The following is a 19412-nucleotide window of genomic DNA, read 5'->3' on the forward strand; positions in this document are numbered from 1 at the left end:
AATAGAATCAGGCAAGGATCAAATAAGCCATGAACGCAGTCGATTATCAAGTATTGAAAAGCGCTGTCAGCTGGCTGCAGCAAGGGAAGCGGGTAGCCATGGTGACAGTAGTGCGCAACTGGGGTTCTGCGCCGCGTCCGCTTGGTTCGCTGTTTGCGATAACGGATGACGGCGATTTTACCGGCTCGGTCTCGGGCGGCTGCATCGAAGATGACCTGATGCAGCGCTTTTCCGCAGCATTCCCGAACCAGATCGAACTAGTCCGCTACGGCATCAGCGCCGAGCAGATGCGCCGCTTCGGCCTGCCGTGTGGCGGTACGCTGGAGCTGGTGATTGAGCCGCTGACCGACGCCGCCTCGCTGACACCGCTGCTCGAAGCCGTGGCCGGGCGCCACCTGGTGCAGCGCCGCCTGAACATGCGCAGCGGCCAGGCCAGCATCGAAGCCAGCGATGCCGATTTTGCATTGCGTTTCGATGAAGAAGAACTGGTGCAGGTCTTCGGCCCGCGCTGGCGCCTGCTGATCATCGGCGCCGGCCAGGTCTCCGAATATCTGGCGCAGATGGCGCCTGCGCTGGATTTTTCAGTCTATCTGAACGACCCGCGCGAAGAGCAGCGCCGCAACTGGCAGGCCGACGGCGTGATCTGGCTGGATGGCATGCCGGACGACGCCGTGCTGGCTTTCAAGCCCGACCGCCGCACCGTGATCGTCACGCTCAGCCATGATCCGAAAGTCGACGATATGGCGCTGATGGAAGCGCTCAAGACGGACGCTTTCTATGTCGGCGCAATCGGTTCGATGGCAAGCACCGAGGCGCGCAAGGAACGGCTGCTGACGCTGGATTTGAGCCCCGCGCAAATTGAACGCTTGCATGCACCGATAGGCTTGTCTATCCTAAGCCGTTCACCGGCAGAGATTGCGGTATCGGTGCTGGCCGAACTGGTAATGTTGCGCAATCGCGGCAGCGTGACTGTGTCGCCATCGAGTTGTGCTGTTGGTGCCAACGGTGCTAACGGCGCCAGTGATCTACGGATGGTCGAGCGGCCTTGATTGACAGGGTAGCGGGATAAATTAGCCAGGCGCCAAGGAGAAAAACATGAAAATGACTGATATTCCGTTCGGCACCACGGACTGGGAGACGGTTGAGCGCACCGAGCACAAGGGCGAAACCGGGATGGCGTATTGGCGCACCTGTCACTTCGGCGGGATTCGGGTTCGCATGGTCGAGTACACGGCAGGTTATCTGGCCGACCATTGGTGCACCAAGGGACATATACTGTTTTGCCTTGAAGGCGAACTGCACACCGAACTGGAAGATGGCCGCAGGTTTTTTCTGCAAGCTGGAATGAGTTATCAGGTTGCAGACGAGGCCGAGCCGCACAGGTCTTTTACCACGACCGGCGCGAAACTGTTCGTGGTCGACTGAGCGACGTATCGGGCCGCAAGTTTTTTAGCAGATATCTTTACTGTTGCCACTAAGCTGCTAATATGAAACTAGGCAATCCGATAAGAAATTAGCGTGTCGGCGGATAGTGCGTTGCCGCCGATAAGATGGTTGCCGTAAAAGCGAATGAGCGGACGGATAGACAGGAGTCCTTAAATGGATTTCACGTTTGAAAGGGCCGACCCTGGCAGGAAATGGGTTGGCGTCAGTATCGTTGTTCTGATGCATATAGCGGTTGTGTATGCACTGGTGACCGGCTTGGCCCGGAAAGTCGTCGATGTCATCCAGGAACCGGTGATCACCAAGATCATCGAAGAAATCAAACCGCCGCCGCCACCCCCACCGCCGCCAGACAAACCGACTCCGCCAGCACCGAAAACCGCTGCGCCACCGCCGCCCTACGTGCCGCCTCCGGAGGTCAAGGTACAGCCGCAGCCTCAGGAAAACGTGATTGCGGCAGTAACCAATGTCAAGCCGCCGACCAACGATCTGCCTACGTCTGTAGCGCAGCCGTCTGCCGCAGTGACGCAAGCGCCAGCCGCGCCGGCGCATACCAGCGCCAGGGTCGCCGGGAATTGCGAAAAACCGGAATATCCGAGAACTTCCTTGCGCAATGAGGAGCAGGGCAGTGTGAATGTGAAACTGACCATCGGCGCCGACGGCAGCGTGGTGGATGCTGCGATTGAAAAAAGCAGCGGTTTCAAAGAGCTGGACAGAGCAACCTTGAAAGCCTGGAGCCTCTGTCATTTCACACCTGCCATGGCTGATGGCCAGCCGGTGCAGTCTACGACACGGATGCAGTATGTGTGGAAGTTGGAGTAAGTAAAATCAGCGAGGGCCGGCCGCTCCCTTCGGCAACGTTCGCCTTATTATTCAACTTATTTCTCAACCTGCTGAGCCACCTGGATAATCCGCTCCCGCACCACCCGGATAGCTTGTTTGAGCGCATACACATCCTGGAAATAGCGCTGTGGAATGCGTATCTGGCTGGCATTGGCGTCAATGCTCTCGATGTCATCGCGCCATTGGGTAATTTGCTCCTTGGTAGGATTTTTGGATGCCCATATTTCATCTTCCAGCGATTTGATCTCGCGATACCAGACCACCAGACGGTTTTTCATGCGCGCTTCCACCATGCGCGGCAACGCCTGCAGCAGGCCGAACAACAGTGCCATGAAAGGCAGCAGGATCAGCAAGCGTCTTTCGACGAAGCTGGCCAGCCAGAACGGCAGGTAACGTTGCAGGAAGGGACGGCCGGATTTGAAATAACGAATGCTCTCGTCGGAAATCGGAAAATCATCCGAATTCAGGTTGGGGAACGAACCCCGCGGGGTAAAGTAATCTTCACGGGCATGGGCCGAATTTGCAGCCTCCAGCAACAGGTAAGTCAGGGCAGGGTGCAGGGTATCCTTGGAAACCAGCAGCGCAGTGGCGGCCAGCAGTGTAACGTCGGCTTGCGGTAAATCGTTGGCAACGCTGGTCGAGGCGCGCGGGAAGATGATCTTGGAGAGCGAAGGGAATTTCAGCACCAGGGCGTCTGCCTGGGCAAAGCTCATTAACTTCAAATCGCTGTTCAGCAGCGTCTGCTGCATGACGGCGTCCGGCCGGCCGATAAAAAATGCGGCGTCCAGCTGGCCGCTTTCGAGATTCTGATAGGCCTTGTAGGCATCCATCTCCAGCAGCGTAGCGTTATCGGCGTTGATACCGCTGTGACCCAGCAGAACCCGTGCGACTTTCAGCAAGCCGCTGCCCGGCACGCCGATGGAAATCCGTTTTCCGTTTAGTTGCGCCAGCCGGGTGATGACGGCGTCGCCGCGATAAAACACCCAGATCGGTTCATATGAAACGGCAGCGATGGTCTGCAACCGGTCGTTTTCCGTCGGGGTCGTGGTGCCGGACTGGATAAAACCTACTTCGTATTCGCTATCGGGGTCTTTCAGGCGTTGATAGTTTTCCACCGAGCCGGAGGAACTACGGATATCCAGGGTAATGCCTTCGCGCTTCAAGAGTGGCGCGTAGCGCAATGCAAAACTGTTATAGATGCCTTTGTCGGCGCCGGCGGTGATGACAATCGTGCGCTGGATCGCGGGTTTGAGCATGATCACCAGGCCCCAGCCCAGTGCCGCAACCAACACTGCTGCGCCAAGGATGAGAAGCCGCAGGCGCTTCGCGGTCATGGGGGCTTTTTGTATGCGATGCAGTGCTGGATTTTGTCTGGGCATGGGGTGTGCAGGCGACGCTTTGTTAGACGACTCGAAAACCCGATTATCTCTTGGGGCAGGGCTACCGGCCCTGCACAACTATACCTTCTTGACGAACTCCGATTTCAGGCTCATGGCACCGAAGCCGTCGATTTTGCAGTCGATATCGTGATCGCTGTCGACCAGGCGGATATTCTTTACCTTTGTGCCCACTTTAACCACGCCGCCGGAACCTTTCAACTTCAGGTCTTTGATCACTGTGATGGTATCGCCATCCTGCAATATGTTACCCACTGCGTCGCGATAAACCTTGGCGCCGTCCGTGCCTGATTCTGCGGCAGCCTGAGCCGACCATTCATGGGCGCATTCCGGGCAGATGAAGAGGCCGCCGTCTTCGTAGGTAAATTCGGAACTGCACTTCGGGCATGGTGGTAAAGCGTTCATGATATCGTCCTTCGGGATGGCAGTAGTCGTAAAAATAAGACAGTATACTGCGTGTGACATCGGCTCTAGCCGGCCCGCGGCATCTCCAGCAATCCCGCGGCCTTGGTGAAATTGCTCAGATCAACGATCTGGGTAAACAGACGCATCGCTTCAAGCCTGTCCATGGCCGGATTCCCATTCGCTGCGAGTCATGGCGTGTGGTCGGTATGGTCATTCGGATTGTCGGGCTATCAATTGTATAAATTGTAGAGGAGGGCAGTCATCAATACCCGAAGTCGATCGTGTTGGATCGTGCCACGGATAGCTTCGCAAAGCAATTTTGAAATTTGCAGGGCAGGGGAATGGTTGCTTACTGCTACCTGCTGCGCGTATTTGACCAAGAAGCGTAATATGGTATTTCCGGCAGGACCAAAGAGTGGCGGATATGAAGTCTACACTTTGGAGCGCGATAGCCGTCGCCTTGATAGCGGCTGCAGTAGTGAGTTCGTATGTCGAATATCATTGCGGAATAATCCATAACGATAATACTTCTGTCCAGTGGGGCCGGCCGGAATGAACTATTGCAGAATGAACAGGCTGAACTTTCGCGCATTTCGATCGAGCTTGCTTGGCGCCATCGCCATGGCGGCACTTCTTTTCATGTCCGCGGGGACCATCGACTACTGGCAGGGTATGCAGATTATTGCCGGAAGGTCCGGTATCGTTTGCTGCCTTTTGTCTGGTAGCTTTTAACAGGCAAAAAAATGCTTCTTCACGGATTACCGATAAACAACGACAACGGTAAAAATAGGAAGGACGTAGGGCGGGCAAGGTTTTTTGCCCACGCGTGACCGCGATAACCGGAGCAAGGGACTCCACGGCGCGGAAATCGGCAAGTGCATGGTGTGAGTTCGCGTTGGCACAAAAGCGAGCCCACCCTACCCGCGTAGCGTAGAATTGCAGCGGTACGTACACTATCTGCGCCATCATTTTATTTTTTTATTAATGACCAACACCATCACTATCAACGAAGACCTCCGCGCCTACATCGATCCGTTGACCGAAGACGAATTCCTTGCGCTAGAACGCAGCTTGCTGTCAGAAGGCTGCCGCGATGCGCTGGTGTTGTGGGGCGATCTCCTGGTGGACGGACATAACCGTTACGGCATCTGCCAGAAGCACGAAATCCCTTTCAAGACCATGCAGAACCAGACATTTCAATCCATGGAAGATGTGCACCTGTGGATGATCGATAATCACCTGGGGCGGCGCAGCGTGTCGGACTTTCAGCGGGGCGTGCTGGCACTGCGCAAGAAAGAGATCGTATCGGCGCGCCAGGCACAGGCGCAAGCCCAGCGTCCGCCCGCAGAGCCTGCGGGAAGCGATGTCTCCGCTCAATCCGAGAGTGAACCCCCATGGACTCGGGAGGCCGTTGCGCGTGCCGCACGGATGAGCAGTGCGACCTTGGGGCAGATTGAAAAAATCCAGAAGACGGCTGCGCCCGAACTGGTTGGCGCCGTAAAGTCGGGCATCATTTCCATCAATGCCGCCGCTGCCGTAGCTTCCTTGCCTAGCGAGGAGCAGGTAGCTGCTGTTGCCGGCGGCAAGAAGGAATTGCGCCAGGCAGCGAGGCAGGTGCGTGAGGCCCGGCTGCCGCCCAAGCCCGAGCGGGAACCACTGCCGAGCGACGCCACACCCGATCAAATCGAAATTCACCGTTTGACATCATTGCTTGCTGAACTCACCGAAGAGCGCGATCAATTGAAAAAGAAGGTGCAACACCTGACGATTGCGCTTTCGGAGGCACGCAGCGGACAATAATCCGCTGCGCATATTTTCGTGAACATCCTAAGGGCTTAAGGAATCAAGGCCGTGGCACCGCGTCGATACCAATGATGCTGGCATCGTCGGCGCCATGTCCTGCAGAAATGAGCTGATCCATCCTGGCGGCGATTGAGGGCAACGCCGCCATCGGTCGATTACCTGTGGTTTCCAACATCAGTCGCACGTCTTTGCGCGCCATCGCCAACTCGAAGCTCGGGGTGAAGTTACCCTTTGCCATGTTCAGCCCTCGGCCCGCCACCATCGTATTCAAATCAAACAGCCCAAGCAACTTGACGGCGTCCTCACCGCTAACGTCGCTCGCCTGCGCCAGGGTAAGGATGTCAGCCATCACCGCGGAAAGGCCGATGATCATGGCATTTCCAAACAATTTGTTTGCCGCGGCAAGGTCGGTGCGATTACCCATATATTCGAGACGCCCTGTCATTTTGGCGAGATCCGCCTGGACCGATTCAAACAGCGCCTTCGGCCCGGCGACCATCATCGAACCCTGAGCGTTGCGAGCGGCCGCCGGTCCCATAAAGACGGGACAGTGCAGATACTTCACGCCGGCCGCACGCAACCGTTCGGCGCGCTCGGCAGTGAGCGTCGGCAATGTCGTGGTGTGATCGATCAGGATCGCGTCAGGGGAAAGTCCGCCACGCGCCGCCGCAATGACTTCCTCGACCACTGCGTCGTCTTTCAGCACGATATGCACTCGTGAGGCCGATCGCACCGCTTCGGCAGGTGTCGAAGCCGCCTTCACGCCGAACTGCGCAAGGGCCAGAACCTTGTCCTGTGAGCGATTCCACGCAGTGACCGAATCGCCGCGTTTTGAGGCGGCCTCCGCAAATGCACTTCCGAGCAACCCGGTACCGAGAAAAGCGATGTTTGCCATGATCGTATTCCTTTTGAATTAAGCCTGAACAGCGGAATGCTGAAATATAACACTGGAACAATTTTGGGGAGTGCCGCTGGTTGTTTTATGGTGGCTGTATGTCTGATTGATGTTGGCCGATTGCGGATTGTCGACTTTCGACCGAAAGCGAAGGTTGGTGCTCGCTCTAATATCGAGTCATCGGTGTTTGCTGACATTAGGCTATGGCCAGATTTTGAAAGCCAGTATCACCATACCGACTGCAGTCAGTAATCCAAGCGCAGATACAAGCTGGTAGTCAGCGCAATCGGCTCTTTTTGGATTGATGGTACGTGGATAGCGGCCAAATGTCGCAATCTTGATAACCAAATATCCGAACCAAAAGAAAATGAAACTAAAAATCAAATACCTGAAAATCGATGAGACAAAGCCAACAAGTGCTTCCATGCGTAGAGTCTCCGCAACACGCGTCAATTAAATAAAAGTTGACTCACTGTGTACCAGCCACGACAATGGCAATGTGAACAGCAGCATCGCTATCATTCCGGCAAGCGGTAACCACACCGCCAGCAAGATCAACAGCGATGTGGCGGACTCCGTTATCCACACCGTTTTCATCATGCCGATGCGCGCCCCCAGATAGGCAGCAGAACATAGATGACGTCGGTCAGGCCATCATGTACTGCGTGGGCGCTGCAGGCCGCTATCAGGGAACGGCGACGGACGGAAGTGTCGTCGACGTTCGAATCCGGGGAAATTGATACAGCTTTCAGATCGCTCATTATTCTGAGTGCGGGAAATTGAGACGCGGCCAGGTGTCAGGCACGGACATTGACGATCGTTGCCTGCATGATGGCAACCACTTTCCAGGTGGTTCCCGATAGGGCCCGGACTTCTCCCGTACAGACGGTGAGTAGCTTACCCGAAGTCTGTACCTTTCCGATTGCCAGGAATCGTTCACCAATCGCAGGTCGCACGAAGTTGATCTTGAACTCGGCTGTGACAACATCGCTCTCGAGTGGCGCCTTGGTCAACGCTGCGTACCCGCATGCACTATCAACAACACTCGTTATTGCGCCGGCGTGAATGTAGCCGTGCTGTTGCGAGAGCTGCGCGGAAAATGGCAACTCTATTTGGACCTCGCGCTCTGCGACCGAGACAAGCTGTGCGCCGAGGGTGGCCATAAGGCCTTGCGATTTGAAGCTGACTGCGATTCGTTCTTGAATGTCACTCATGGAAAATGGCCTCTTGATGGGATCGTGCATGACGCCGGACTGTTATCAGGCGGACCGAATATTCAAGCAGCCATTATGCATAAGGAAACCCATGTCCGGCAAGTAAGTGAATTTGGCGAACCCGATTCGATTGACCAACCAATCCTGCGCCGCTGCGTTCATAAAACGCGTTTTTCTCACAGCCTTCTGCAATCCCGATTGCGGCCCAGAAACCGTGGTCATGAATTGGTGTATTGCCAAGGGGCGGCTGGGCAAGGCTGACAATGAAAAGGTCGGACGAACAATAGACGATACGGTCAATTTCTGCCTGCACGAAATCGGTGACGTGCATCGCCAGAACGTTTCGATCCGAAACTGTTATCTCGGTCAGGGGGAGCAATCATTCAAACATGCTTCCTTTTAGGAGTCTCGACTCACCTCCGATCCTCGGGACGGTCGGCGCCGAGCGTCTCGAGCAGCGGCCGGAGAGCATCGAGCTCCGAGCCGAAGCCGCTCCAATCCCCCGCCTTCAATCGCTCGATGGCGCGGTCATAATGGGCGAGTGCTTCGCGCGCGGGCGCACCCGCCATGCCTCGAGGTGGCGATGCCACTTGGGCTGCCTCCTTGAAGAGCGCCGCCAAGGCTTCTCCCAAGGTCTCCTCCATCACCACATGGTCGCCATAGGCGGCGATCACGCGCTTCAACTCGGGCAACTGACCGGACGCCGCGCGCAAGTAGAGCGGGGAGACGTAAAGGATCGAGTTCTCGATCGGCACCACCAGAAGATGGCCGCGGATGACGCGCGAGCCCATCTGGTTCCACAGCGAAATCTGCTGCGAGATCTCGGTATTCTGCTGGATGCGCGCCTCGATCTGGAACGGCCCAAAGACCAGCTTGTCCTTGGGGAAAGTGTAGACGATGAGCTTGCCATACTCGGGCGGATCGCAACGCGCTGCCAGCCAGGCGATCATATTCTCGCGCTGGCTGGGCACCATCGGCAGCATGAGGACGAACTCGGCGCGCGGCTCTCCAGGGAGCCGCATGATCATGTAGTAAGGCGTCATCGGAGTAGCGGGGGCATTCCCGCCATCGATGCCGGCCGATCCCCGAGGGAACTGCCAGAGATCCTCGCGATTGTAGAAAACTTCCGGCGCATCCATATGGTAGGCGCGGTAGAGTTTCGCCTGGATCAGGAACAGATCCTCGGGGTAGCGGATATGCTGCTGCAGGTCTTGTGGCATCGCCTCCAAGGGCTTGAATAGGCCCGGGAAGATGCGCTGATAGGTCCGCAAGATTGGATCGGCGGGATCGCTGACATAGAAGTCGACCGTGCCGTTATACGCATCGATCACCACCTTGACCGCGTTGCGGATGTAATTGGCGCCGTCGCCGATGCTCGGCTGGGCGTAGGGGAACCAGCGGCTGGTGGTATAGGCGTCCTGTATCCAGAAAAGACGCCCTTCGCTGGCGACGATATAGGGATCATGGTCGAGCTTGAGGAACGGGGCGATCGTGCGTACCCGGTCCTGAATGTTTCGGTGCAGCAGGATCCGGCTCTGGTCCGTGATATAGCTGGTAAGCAGGATGTTGGGATCGTCGAACTGCCAGGCGAAGAGGCCGCGTCGCGCAAGGCTGCCGATGGCGACGCCGTCGCGCCCGCTGTAAGTGGTGTAGATGTTGTCCTTTCCCATGGGGTAGTCGAATTCGGGTACGCTGCCCTTGACGATGACGTAGCCATGACCGCCAGCACCGAAATAGAGGCGCGGTTCGTGGATGGCCGGGCCGCCGTTGGCGAAGGGCGGAATATCCTGCAGATAGAGGGAAGGCAAGCCTTCCGTGGATTTCTCGGTGACCGGCGACATCACGACGCCGTTGCCGTGGGTAAACAGGAGATGCAAATTTACCCAGGTCTGGGCATTCGCCGGCAGCATCGCCGGCTCCAGTTCGCGTGCCGACAGCATCACCTGCCGGTAGCCGGCGTCAAGCCGGTAACGGTCGATGTCCACGGAGAGGAATTTGTAGTAGGTCCTGATCTCCTGCAACTGCGCGTAGGTATCCATCAGCGGCTGCACATCCCACAGGCGGACGTTGTCGATGGTGGCGCGATTGGCCTCGAGCGAGGCGAGATTCAGCCCCTGTTCGGCCGGAAACGGTTTTACCGCGATCTGCTTCAGGCCGTAGGCCTGCCGTGTCAGCGCGATATTGTGCTCGATATAGGGCGCCTCCAGCTTCAGCTCGCTCGGCTTGACATAGAAGCGCTGGAACAGCGCCGGGTAGATCAAGGCCAACACAAGCGAACCGCCTAACACCAGCAGCGCCGAGGCGGCAGGAATTCGATAGCTGCGCAGGCGCATATTGACCCACGAGGCGACAGCTGCGGCAGTGGCCAGGCAGACCAGCAGCCACAAGACCGGCAGCTCGACGTGGATATCGGTATAGCCGGCGCCGACCACGACGCCGTTGTCGCCGTAGAGCAGCAGAAAGCGGTCGAGCCAGTAGGACCAGGCCTTCAGCACAAAGAACAAACCGAGCAATGCCGAGCCATGCGCGACGGCGGCGGGTGAGAGCCCAGGCGGCGGCGACGGCCCGAGCGCGATGTCGCCGCGCACGCCGTAGACAACGCCGGCAACGGTTGCGCTGCAAAAGAGCAACTGCAGCAGCCAATTCTTGAGCGCAACATAGACGGGCAACGAGAAGAGATAGAAGCTGATGTCCTTGCCGAAGATCGGATCGCGCTCGCCAAAGGGTACTTGATAAATGAAGCGAAGCGCCATGTCCCAGCGCGAGACTTCGACGGCGGCGAAAAGCAACCCCAACAGGACTGCGCCGCCAGCAATGCTGGAGCGCCAGGCAATGCGCGGCGCGACCAGGCCGGCCAGGTCGCTTATGACCTGCGGCGTGCCGCGCGAAGAGGCGGCTACCGCGTGCAAGGCACCGACTCTCCTCGCGTAACGATGCGCCAGGAAACTCGACACCCATATAGCGCCCGCCGAGACAGCGAACACGGCGCAAAACAGGAACGCCCGAGCGGAGAGGACCGTCCAAAAAACGTCGATATAGCCGATCGAAGAAAACCACAGCCAGTCGACCAGGACGCCAGTGAAGCGCCCGATGACGATCAGGCCGACGACGACAACCGCAACCGCGATGGCATTGCGTTTCAAGCGCACGTCGGATCTCACTTGCGAACGCATCGATCCTCCTTTGCTGTGCCGTCACCCATGGCCGGCTGCGACCGGACCATTGTGCACCGCATATCTGCCTGGAGCGTGGCTGAACGGTTATCAATGCAACGCTCATTGCCGACGCTCAGCCAGGTAATGACTTGCACCAGGAAGCGCCAGATGAATGATTGTAGCCCAATGAACCAGGAGGCGATACGCTCGCCGCCAGACGCTCCCGCGAGACCGGCTTGTGTGATGCCTCACTCGGGGCCCGAACAACTGACCAAGCCGAAAATTTCCTGCTAGCAACCGGCTGGCCGCATACGTTCTCGCCGGCCCCTTTCTATCTGCATCCAAGGACACGCTCGATGGCGGACGTCCTTTCCGACCTGGCGGCAGGCTTCATCAGACAGGCGGCCGGCACTCCGTTCATGATCGAGATAGCGACTTTCGCGCCGCACGCACCGTACACACCTGCGCCGCGTGACGCCGATGCGCTATCGTCGTGAATCGATGCGAACCGTCTTCATTGCGGCGACGCAAACGCATTTTGCTCTCTTCATCGGAGACGTTCAGATGTGAGGATCCGATCGGCATGCAATCACGGATTGCCGGCGCTTATAGCACCAACGTTCCCACCAGCCCGCTGACTACGCCGACCAGTATCGTCAGCAATGCGACGGTAACCAATACCCTGGTGTCGAAGCTCTTGCGCAGCATCAGCAGCGATGGCAGGCTGATGCTTGGCAAGGTCATCAGCAATGCCACTGCCGGCGCCGTGCCCAGGCCCAGCGACATCATGGTTTGCACTATAGGAATTTCGGCTGCCGTGGGAATCACGAACAGTGTCCCGGCGATGGCCATGGGCACCAGCCAGAGCAGGCTGTTGCCCATGGCGCCGTCGACATGGGGGAATAGCCAGACCCGGGCTGCTCCCAGCGCCAGTACCGCCAGGATATAGATCGGGATAGTGCTCCAGAACAGCTGCCATAAACTGCGCGACCAACGTCCCAGGAAGTTTTGCGAATCAGGAGCGGCGGCCTCGGCAACTGCTTCCTGCGCTGGCTCAGGAGTTTTCTCTGGGCCCGAAACGCGCTGCGCAATCAGCGAGACACCCAATACCAGCACCAGGCCAGCCACCAGGCGCAGGGCGGTGAAGCCCCAGCCCAACACGAAACCCATGAACACCAGCGTGGCCGGGTTAAGCACCGGATTGGCGATCCAGAAGGCGAGTGCCGCGCCCACCGAGACTTGCTGGCGGCGCATCCCCGCGACTACCGGAGCGGCGCAGCAAGAACACATCATGCCAGGCAGCGCGAACAAGCCGCCGCGCAAGACTGAACTAAAGCCGGCGCGGCCGAACAGGCGCAGCAGCCAGTCGCGCGGGATCAACACTTGCAGCAGTGAACCGAGGATCACCGCCAGTACCGCGGCTTTCCAGATTGCCAGGAAATATACCTTGGCATAGGTCAGCGCTGCGGCGAGAGGCGATCCCTGGTTATCGTTGAGGATGGAGGCGCCGATGCTGTGCTTGTCCGCCGCCAGGAAGGATTTGAGGTAGTAGGGCGACCATTTGACGTAGTAGAGGCCAACCACGGCCACCAGTACGAACAAGGCTGGTTTCCACCAGGACGACCAGTCCCGCTCGGGCGACTGGGAAGATAGACTGTACATGGATGGCTCACTCTGCAGGAAATAACAGCGATCATAACCCAGCGTAGCCGGCAATGCCGTTCAGTTAAGTGATATGACGTGGCCAGCCGCTACGGCGGCTCCGTCATCCCCGCGAACGCGGGGATCCAAATTACCGAGTGAAACAATGAAAATGGATTCCCGCGTTCGCGGGAACGACGCATGAGGGAGATATCTCTGGCGTCTTAACTGAACGGCATCAGCGATCACATACAGGGACAGCTGGAGGCTTGAAAGTCTGTTGCGCATATCCTGTCAATTCATCGGGTAGGAGTTTCCTCGATCCTGCTTTCACCTAAGCCTTGGCATGGAATGGCACATTCAATTTGGTCTTGCCAGTAGCAAACGAAGCTTTCTGGATGCGGCCATTCTCAGTTTCGTAAACGCAAAGTATTTCGACGCTGCCCACGCCATCAGGAAAATTGCGGGTCACGACTTCATGGTCAATCACCACATTCTCCATGATCGTACGTGAAATCAGGGCGGCGTGCAGATCCGGTTCGGCGAATCGGACCAGGAACCGGGCTCGTATTTGTTCATGCCCGCGTGCGAGCATTTCGCCATGCAGCTGGTATTGCTCGGCATCTGTTGCGTAGGTCATCAGCAGAACGTCGATGTCTTTGGCGTTGTAGGCGTCAAGCTGCGCTTGAACTATAGAGAGAGGGCTTGCCGCAGGCATGATTGCTTTCAAAGTTGATGGATCGTTTCCTTGAATTTAATACTTGAATTTAATACTTGAGCCTAGTACTTGAGCCTAGTACTTGAGCCGATACCCGGTCTTGAAAATCCAGGCCACGATTGCCAGGAAGACAGCCAGAAACACGATGGTCATCGTCAGGCTGATGGTGATGCTCACATCGGCATTGTCATAGAAGCTCCAGCGGAAGCCGCTGATCAGGTAGACCACCGGATTGAACAGGCTGATGGTGTGCCAGACTGGTGGCAGCATCTTGATGGAGTAGAAGCTGCCGCCGAGAAAGGTCAGCGGCGTGATGATCAGCAACGGCACCAGCTGAAGTTTTTCAAAATTATCGGCCCAGATACCGATGATGAAACCGAACAGGCTGAAGGTTACAGCTGTCAGCACCAGGAACAGGATCATCCAGAACGGATGCGCGATATGCAGCGGCACGAACAATCCCGCCGTGGCCAGGATGATCAGGCCCAGCAATATCGACTTGGTGGCAGCGGCGCCGACATAACTCACCACGATCTCCCTGTACGAAACCGGCGCCGACAGCAGTTCATAAATCGTGCCGGTGAATTTGGGAAAGTAGATGCCAAACGAGGCGTTCGAGATGCTTTGCGTAAGCAGCGACAGCATGACCAGTCCGGGGACGATGAATGCGCCGTAGCTGACGCCGTCGATCTGGGCGATGCGCGAACCGATCGCGGCGCCGAAGACGACAAAATACAGTGAGGTCGAGATCACAGGGGCGACGATGCTTTGCAGCAGGGTGCGCCCGGTGCGCGCCATTTCGAACATGTAAATTGCGCGGATTGCGTGGAAATTCATTGCTCGTCCTTGATCAGGTTGACGAAAATATTTTCAAGCGAACTCTGCGTGGTCTGGATATCCTTGAACTGGATGCCTTCTTCGCTCAGGGCGTTCAGCAGCGAAATGATGGTTATGCGCTCACCATCATTCTCATAGGTATGGACCAGCTGGCTGCCGTCGCTGGACAAGCTCAGGTTGTAGGCCGCAAGCTCGGGTGGAACATGGTCTAGCGGTTTCTCCAGCTGCAGCGTCAGCAATTTTTTGCCGAGCTTGCGCATCAGTTCTTTTTTCTCTTCGATCAAGATGATCTCACCCTTGTTGATCACGCCGATCCTGTCGGCCATGTCTTCAGCCTCGTCGATGTAGTGGGTGGTCAGGATGATGGTCACGCCGCTTTCCCTTAACGAGCGGACCAGTTCCCACATGTCGTGCCGCAGGTTGACGTCGACACCGGCGGTCGGCTCGTCGAGAAACAGGATTTGCGGCTCATGCGACAAAGCCTTGGCGATCAGCACGCGACGCTTCATGCCACCGGACAGTGTCATGATCTTGTTGTCCTTCTTGTCCCACAATGATAAATCCCTTAGCACCTTCTCGATGTAAGCAGGATTGGCCGGCTTGCCGAATAGCCCGCGGCTGAAAGATACAGTGGCCCATACCGTTTCGAAAGCATCGGTGGTCAGTTCCTGCGGCACCAGGCCGATCAGCGATCGGGCAGGGCGGAAATCCTTGACGATGTCGTGGCCATCCACCCGTACCGATCCCTCGGAAATGTTCAGGATCCCGCAGATGCAGCTGATCAGGGTGGTTTTTCCGGCGCCGTTCGGCCCTAGCAATGCCAGGATTTCGCCACGGCGGATGTCGAGATTGATGTTGTTGAGCGCCCGGTAGCCGGAGGCGTAGGTCTTGGAAAGATTTACTATGGAAATGACATTTTGCATGAGCCGTCCGATCAGTATGAATGCAGGTGACGTATGTGCCTAGCCGTGCATTCTAATCCTGAATGCAAATTAATTTTTGCGATGGCTATTCCGGTTATTTTCAAAGGCCTCGATCAGCCGGATCATGCACTCCATGCGTGACTGTTCCTGCGGCGTCGTCGTGCGAGTCCATAGCAGGTCGAATTCAGCCACGATCGCATCGTACTCAGCCTCGCTGATCAGTTCTGAATCTGGTCCTTTCCATGCTTCGTCCTCTATTTCCTTCTCAAACATAGGCTTGTCCCGACAGAGTAAATAACTATACGGTAATGGGTGGTCAGGCAGGTACGGCGCCCTCCATCGTCCTGGTACGCAAGAGCAGGGCGCCAAGTGCGGCTCCCAAACCGGCAAAGCAGGCTCCCACCAGGAAAGCCGCCTGATAACCGTTGTTGAGCGCGGCCAGCGGCTGCGTGCCGGCGGCCAGCAGATTCTCGGTGTGCAAAGCCGCCAGGCTGGCAAGCACCGCGAGACCTAACGCGCCGCCCATCATGAAAGAGGTGTTGACCACACCCGATGCGAGCCCGGATTCGGACGGCGCGACATCGCTCATTGCGGCCAGTAGCACCGGGTTGAACGCAATCCCCGCGCCCAGGCCGAGCAGGATCATGCCGGGCAATACATCGACAACAAAGTTACCGTCGACCGGTGCGCGGGCAAACAGCAGCAGTCCGCATGCCGCCAGCAACAAGCCAGCCGCCAGCGGCCGCCGGATCCCGAAGCGCATCACCAGCCTGGCCGAGATCCCCAGCGAAAAGACCGCCATGATCAGGTTGGCCGGGAGGAAGGCCAGGCCGACTTGCAGCGGCGTGTAGCCAAGTACCAATTGCAAATATAACGCGGAGAGGAAGAACCAGGCAAACATCGCGGCAGCCCACAATACGCCCACCACATTGGCGACCGCTACATTACGCAACTGGAACAGCCGCAACGGCATCAGCGGTACTCGCACCCGTGTCTCGATCACCAGGAACGCCGCCAGCAATCCGGCGGCCACGGCGAACTGGCTCAACGTGCGCGGCGAGGTCCAGCCGGCTTCGTTGCCATTCACGATCGCAAACACGGCAAGCATCAGCGCGGCAGTAACAGTGATCGCGCCGAACACATCCAGATGCCGGGATCGCAACTGGCTGTGCACTGCTGGCAGCAATCGCAACGAGAGCGCGATCACGGCGAGGCCGATCGGCAGATTGACCAGGAAAATCCAGTGCCAGCTCAGGGTGTCGGTCAGCAATCCGCCCAGCATCGCGCCGAGACTGCCGCCGCCGGCGCAGACAAAGCCGTAGACTCCCATTGCCTTGGCGCGCTCGCCCGGCTCGATGAACAGATCCATGATCAGCGACAACGCCACCGCCGTCACTACGGCGCCGGCCAATCCTTGTACCGCACGTGCTACCAGCAGAAAACCTTGCGTGGTCGACAATCCGCAGGCCAGAGACGCCAATGTAAATAGCGCGATACCTAGCAGGAACAGCCGCCGGTGTCCGTACAAATCCCCCAGCCGGCCGCCTAGCAGCAAGAAGCCGCCGAAAGTCAGCATATAGGCGTTCACCACCCAGGCCAGCGAGGTATCGGAAAATCGCAGATCGGTCTTGATCGATGGCAGCGCCACATTCACGATCGTGGTGTCGAGCACGATCATCAGCACGCCCAGGCACAGCACGATCAGCGCCAGCCAGCGTCCGTCGCGATCTCCGGCTGTGGTGGCGATGGAATTGTTAGTCATATCTGCTCTTTCCAAAGATGATGGACTCCACAAGAAGATATCGTCGAGCCGCAGGATTCAGGGAGTACTTGATACCTAGTCGAACGGGGATCGTCTGAATCGACATGCCTGCAAAGATTGCGCGGGCGAATTGTCATTTGAATAATGTGATTCTGTTTATTACTTCTCGCTAATCCGTGGGCAGTTCTGCCCTGCGGTCAGGTACTAACACTGAAGCGAAGTACCTTCTTTTGGCTTACGCATGCGAGGTCATGCAGGCTGTCCGCGTGCAATTCACTACGGACGAACTTAACGAAAAATCGCGCGCTGCGATTCTACGCATTGGCGCAAAACAGGAAGGAATCGTCCGGCACGAGCGCATCATGCCGGATGGACGGAAGCGTAACTCGGTACGCTTCGGTATCATCGATTCCGAATGGCCGGAAGTGAAGGCGATGCTACTGCAGAAGATTGCACGATAAATTTTACCAAATCGTACTAAAGCGTACATTAGCCGTAGTCGCCTTCGTCATTGCCGGCTATCTATTCAGCTTTATTTTCCTTTAGCCATCGCTTCCATCATCCGCACCGTCAGATACAGGCGTGGCACCACGCTGTCCAGATCGGCCCATTCGTCCGACGAATGAATGCGGTCGCCGACGATGCCCATGCCGTCCAGCACCACCGGCTTGCCGGTCTTGGAATTGTAGGCGAAGCCGGCGTCGGTGCCGTAGCGCATGGAGACCGGTGTGATCGACTTGCCGAGTTCCTTGTAGATGCTATCGGCGGTAGCTGCCAGATGGTCGCTGTCGGCGTTCTTGCTGAACGGCGGACGGCGGTTTTCCACTTTGACGCTGACTTCTGTTTCGGGGATCAGTTTTTTCTGGACAATCTTGTCGGCATCGGCCTGCACACGCTGGATCTCGCTGACGTCGGACATGCGCATGTCGGCGGTGGCGCTGGCTTTTTCAGGAATGATATTGACGCGGTCGCCTGACTGGATCACGGTCCAGTTGACGGTCGTACCCTTGGCCGCGCTGCCGAGATCCTTGAGCTGGATAATCTGGTTGGACAATTCGACAGCGGCGTTGCGGCCGGCTTCCGGCGCCGAACCGGCATGCGATGCGCGGCCCTTGACGTCGAGGTGGACGTAAGCGATGCCGTTTGTGGCCACTGTCACCACGTCGGCTTCAGGCGGCTCAAACACCAACACGTAGTCTTGGTCAGACGACAGTTTGGCGATCATGTCGCGCGAACCGAGCGAGCTTTTTTCTTCGTCCGGATTGAACAGCACGGTGAGCGTCTTGTAATCCTTGAAGCCCCGTTCGCGCGCGATATCCAGCGCATAGACGATCAGCAGCGCGCCGCCCTTGGCATCGGCCACGCCCGGACCGAAGGCCCTGTTGCCGACGATCTTGAACGGGCGCTTGGCAGCTTCGCCGATGCCGAACACGGTATCGTAATGGATCATCAGCATGATGTTCTTGGTGCCTGTGCCTTGCAACTTGCCGATCACCATTTTGCCGGCAGCCGGCGGCGCGGCAACGATCTCGACGCTGGCGCCGACTTCCTTCAGGCGCTGGGCCAGCACGGCTTCGACCTGCGCCAGCCCCTTGGCGTCGTCGGTGCCGGAATCGATATTGACCAGCGTTGCCAGATCCTTGACCAGGACATCCTTGCGCTTTTGCGCGGCCTGCAGCAGGGCGTGGTCAGCCTGGGCGGTTTGAGCAAAGGAAACGGCGGACGTGGTGCAGCACAGGGCGGCAACCAGCGATATCAGGTATTTTTTCTTCATGTGTCTCTCGTGGAATTTGGAATTGTCGATTGAAGACGGGGGCATGCCGATGATGGCAACATGGCACTATAGCAGCATATTGTTTGGCAAAATCTCATGCGGCAGCATACGACAATTATTTTTTCCGCCACGATACCTATGCTGCACGGGCCAGGAAACTAGCGGACCGGGAAGTACGCAGCAAGATCGCGAATACCAACACATGGCTCCAGAGCAAGAGAGGAACGCCGACAGTCGGGATAAACCAGGCGGCGCCGAGCGAACCCGGTTCGATGCCCACGCCGATCACGCCTTGGTAGAACGCGAACAAAAGGTCGGCAAACCCCCACAAGTTGAACGCCCAGATCGCGACGCGCGAATAGCGGCCTGATCCCATCAACAAAGCCACCCACGCCAACGCCATCGCGACGAGATCGCCATACGCCGCGGGGGCGCTGAACCCCGCCGCAAGACTTGGACCGACGACGCCCGGCACGGTGAACGCCAAACCTATGAACCGGAACAAGTGCAGATGCAGAATCGGACGTACCGCCGCGTGCAACGGGAGTTCGCGTGTGCGCGGCCAGACATAGTTAAGGAAAACTGCTCCCCACGCGAGCAAG

General features: G+C 57.5%; 20 protein-coding genes and 2 pseudogenes. 6 read left to right on the forward strand and 16 right to left on the reverse strand.

Features of this window, described 5'->3' with window-relative positions:
- The first annotated feature begins 29 nt into the window (after positions 1–29).
- The 3 genes from KHU29_RS00330 (at position 30) to KHU29_RS00340 (ending at position 2265) form a co-directional block, all read left to right on the forward strand.
- The gene (locus KHU29_RS00330) at positions 30–1049 is read left to right on the forward strand and encodes an XdhC family protein (RefSeq protein WP_211450725.1); all 1020 of its coding nucleotides are present in this window, start codon (positions 30–32) and stop codon (positions 1047–1049) included.
- 46 nt (positions 1050–1095) lie between these two features.
- Positions 1096–1425, forward strand: coding sequence for a DHCW motif cupin fold protein (locus KHU29_RS00335; protein WP_211450726.1), 330 nt, complete (start codon positions 1096–1098; stop codon positions 1423–1425).
- Between the two features lie 174 nt (positions 1426–1599).
- Complete coding sequence (locus tag KHU29_RS00340; protein ID WP_211450727.1) at positions 1600–2265, forward strand: energy transducer TonB; 666 nt, start codon at positions 1600–1602, stop codon at positions 2263–2265.
- A 56-nt stretch (positions 2266–2321) separates the two neighbouring features.
- On the opposite strand, the gene KHU29_RS00345 is transcribed toward KHU29_RS00340, so the two are convergent.
- Entirely contained in the window at positions 2322–3620 is a 1299-nt protein-coding gene (locus tag KHU29_RS00345) for a TAXI family TRAP transporter solute-binding subunit (protein ID WP_211450728.1), read from the reverse strand.
- Between the two features lie 123 nt (positions 3621–3743).
- Entirely contained in the window at positions 3744–4088 is a 345-nt protein-coding gene (locus KHU29_RS00350) for a zinc ribbon domain-containing protein YjdM (protein ID WP_211450729.1), read from the reverse strand.
- A gap of 984 nt (positions 4089–5072) precedes the next feature.
- Here KHU29_RS00350 and KHU29_RS00355 point away from each other — a divergent pair.
- Complete coding sequence (locus KHU29_RS00355; RefSeq protein WP_211450730.1) at positions 5073–5888, forward strand: ParB N-terminal domain-containing protein; 816 nt, start codon at positions 5073–5075, stop codon at positions 5886–5888.
- A 43-nt stretch (positions 5889–5931) separates the two neighbouring features.
- On the opposite strand, the gene KHU29_RS00360 is transcribed toward KHU29_RS00355, so the two are convergent.
- The 6 genes and pseudogenes from KHU29_RS00360 to KHU29_RS00385 form a co-directional block, all read right to left on the reverse strand.
- Complete coding sequence (locus tag KHU29_RS00360) at positions 5932–6786, reverse strand: NAD(P)-dependent oxidoreductase (protein ID WP_211450731.1); 855 nt, start codon at positions 6784–6786, stop codon at positions 5932–5934.
- Positions 6787–6987: 201 nt separating this feature from the next.
- Entirely contained in the window at positions 6988–7212 is a 225-nt protein-coding gene (locus KHU29_RS00365) for a hypothetical protein (RefSeq protein ID WP_211450732.1), read from the reverse strand.
- Between the two features lie 188 nt (positions 7213–7400).
- Positions 7401–7547: pseudogene (locus KHU29_RS00370) on the reverse strand (MFS transporter); the annotation flags it as partial.
- Positions 7548–7583: 36 nt separating this feature from the next.
- Positions 7584–8000 (reverse strand): PaaI family thioesterase, encoded by a 417-nt coding sequence (locus KHU29_RS00375; protein WP_211450733.1) that lies wholly within the window; start codon positions 7998–8000, stop codon positions 7584–7586.
- Positions 8001–8073: 73 nt separating this feature from the next.
- A complete protein-coding gene (locus tag KHU29_RS00380; RefSeq protein WP_211450734.1) occupies positions 8074–8379 on the reverse strand; it encodes a hypothetical protein in 306 nt (101 codons plus the stop codon).
- A gap of 34 nt (positions 8380–8413) precedes the next feature.
- Positions 8414–11173 carry a UPF0182 family membrane protein gene (locus KHU29_RS00385; RefSeq protein ID WP_211450735.1) on the reverse strand — a complete coding sequence of 920 codons (2760 nt, stop codon included), beginning with the start codon at positions 11171–11173 and terminating at the stop codon, positions 8414–8416.
- Between the two features lie 338 nt (positions 11174–11511).
- Here KHU29_RS00385 and KHU29_RS00390 point away from each other — a divergent pair, with 338 nt between their 5' ends.
- Positions 11512–11652 (forward strand): hypothetical protein, encoded by a 141-nt coding sequence (locus KHU29_RS00390; RefSeq protein ID WP_211450736.1) that lies wholly within the window; start codon positions 11512–11514, stop codon positions 11650–11652.
- Between the two features lie 109 nt (positions 11653–11761).
- Here the strand turns inward: KHU29_RS00390 and KHU29_RS00395 are convergent, their stop codons facing one another.
- From KHU29_RS00395 to KHU29_RS00420, 6 genes are all read right to left on the reverse strand, one after another.
- Positions 11762–12817, reverse strand: a complete 1056-nt coding sequence (locus KHU29_RS00395; RefSeq protein ID WP_211450737.1) for a permease — start codon at positions 12815–12817, stop codon at positions 11762–11764.
- Between the two features lie 313 nt (positions 12818–13130).
- Positions 13131–13526 carry a nuclear transport factor 2 family protein gene (locus tag KHU29_RS00400; RefSeq protein WP_246541312.1) on the reverse strand — a complete coding sequence of 132 codons (396 nt, stop codon included), beginning with the start codon at positions 13524–13526 and terminating at the stop codon, positions 13131–13133.
- Between the two features lie 63 nt (positions 13527–13589).
- Complete coding sequence (locus KHU29_RS00405) at positions 13590–14351, reverse strand: ABC transporter permease (RefSeq protein WP_211450738.1); 762 nt, start codon at positions 14349–14351, stop codon at positions 13590–13592.
- A complete protein-coding gene (locus KHU29_RS00410) occupies positions 14348–15274 on the reverse strand; it encodes an ABC transporter ATP-binding protein (RefSeq protein ID WP_211450739.1) in 927 nt (308 codons plus the stop codon). Before KHU29_RS00410 ends, KHU29_RS00405 begins: the two co-directional genes overlap by 4 nt.
- Before the next feature lie 69 nt (positions 15275–15343).
- Positions 15344–15547: a hypothetical protein gene (locus KHU29_RS00415; RefSeq protein WP_211450740.1), complete on the reverse strand. Its 204-nt coding sequence runs from the start codon at positions 15545–15547 to the stop codon at positions 15344–15346.
- A gap of 43 nt (positions 15548–15590) precedes the next feature.
- A complete protein-coding gene (locus KHU29_RS00420) occupies positions 15591–17036 on the reverse strand; it encodes a DHA2 family efflux MFS transporter permease subunit (protein WP_211450741.1) in 1446 nt (481 codons plus the stop codon).
- A 176-nt stretch (positions 17037–17212) separates the two neighbouring features.
- Between KHU29_RS00420 and KHU29_RS00425 the strand changes: the two are divergent.
- A pseudogene (locus tag KHU29_RS00425) lies at positions 17213–17497 on the forward strand (GNAT family N-acetyltransferase); the annotation flags it as partial.
- Positions 17498–17568: 71 nt separating this feature from the next.
- Here KHU29_RS00425 and KHU29_RS00430 read toward each other — a convergent pair.
- Together KHU29_RS00430 and KHU29_RS00435 are read right to left on the reverse strand one after the other, a co-directional pair.
- On the reverse strand, positions 17569–18810 hold the full coding sequence (locus tag KHU29_RS00430) for a glutamate carboxypeptidase (protein WP_211450742.1): 1242 nt from the start codon (positions 18808–18810) through the stop codon (positions 17569–17571).
- A 136-nt stretch (positions 18811–18946) separates the two neighbouring features.
- Complete coding sequence (locus tag KHU29_RS00435) at positions 18947–19315, reverse strand: hypothetical protein (protein ID WP_211450743.1); 369 nt, start codon at positions 19313–19315, stop codon at positions 18947–18949.
- Positions 19316–19412: the final 97 nt, after the last annotated feature.

The organism is Collimonas antrihumi (assembly GCF_018304965.1).
Lineage (GTDB): Bacteria > Pseudomonadota > Gammaproteobacteria > Burkholderiales > Burkholderiaceae_D > Collimonas > Collimonas antrihumi.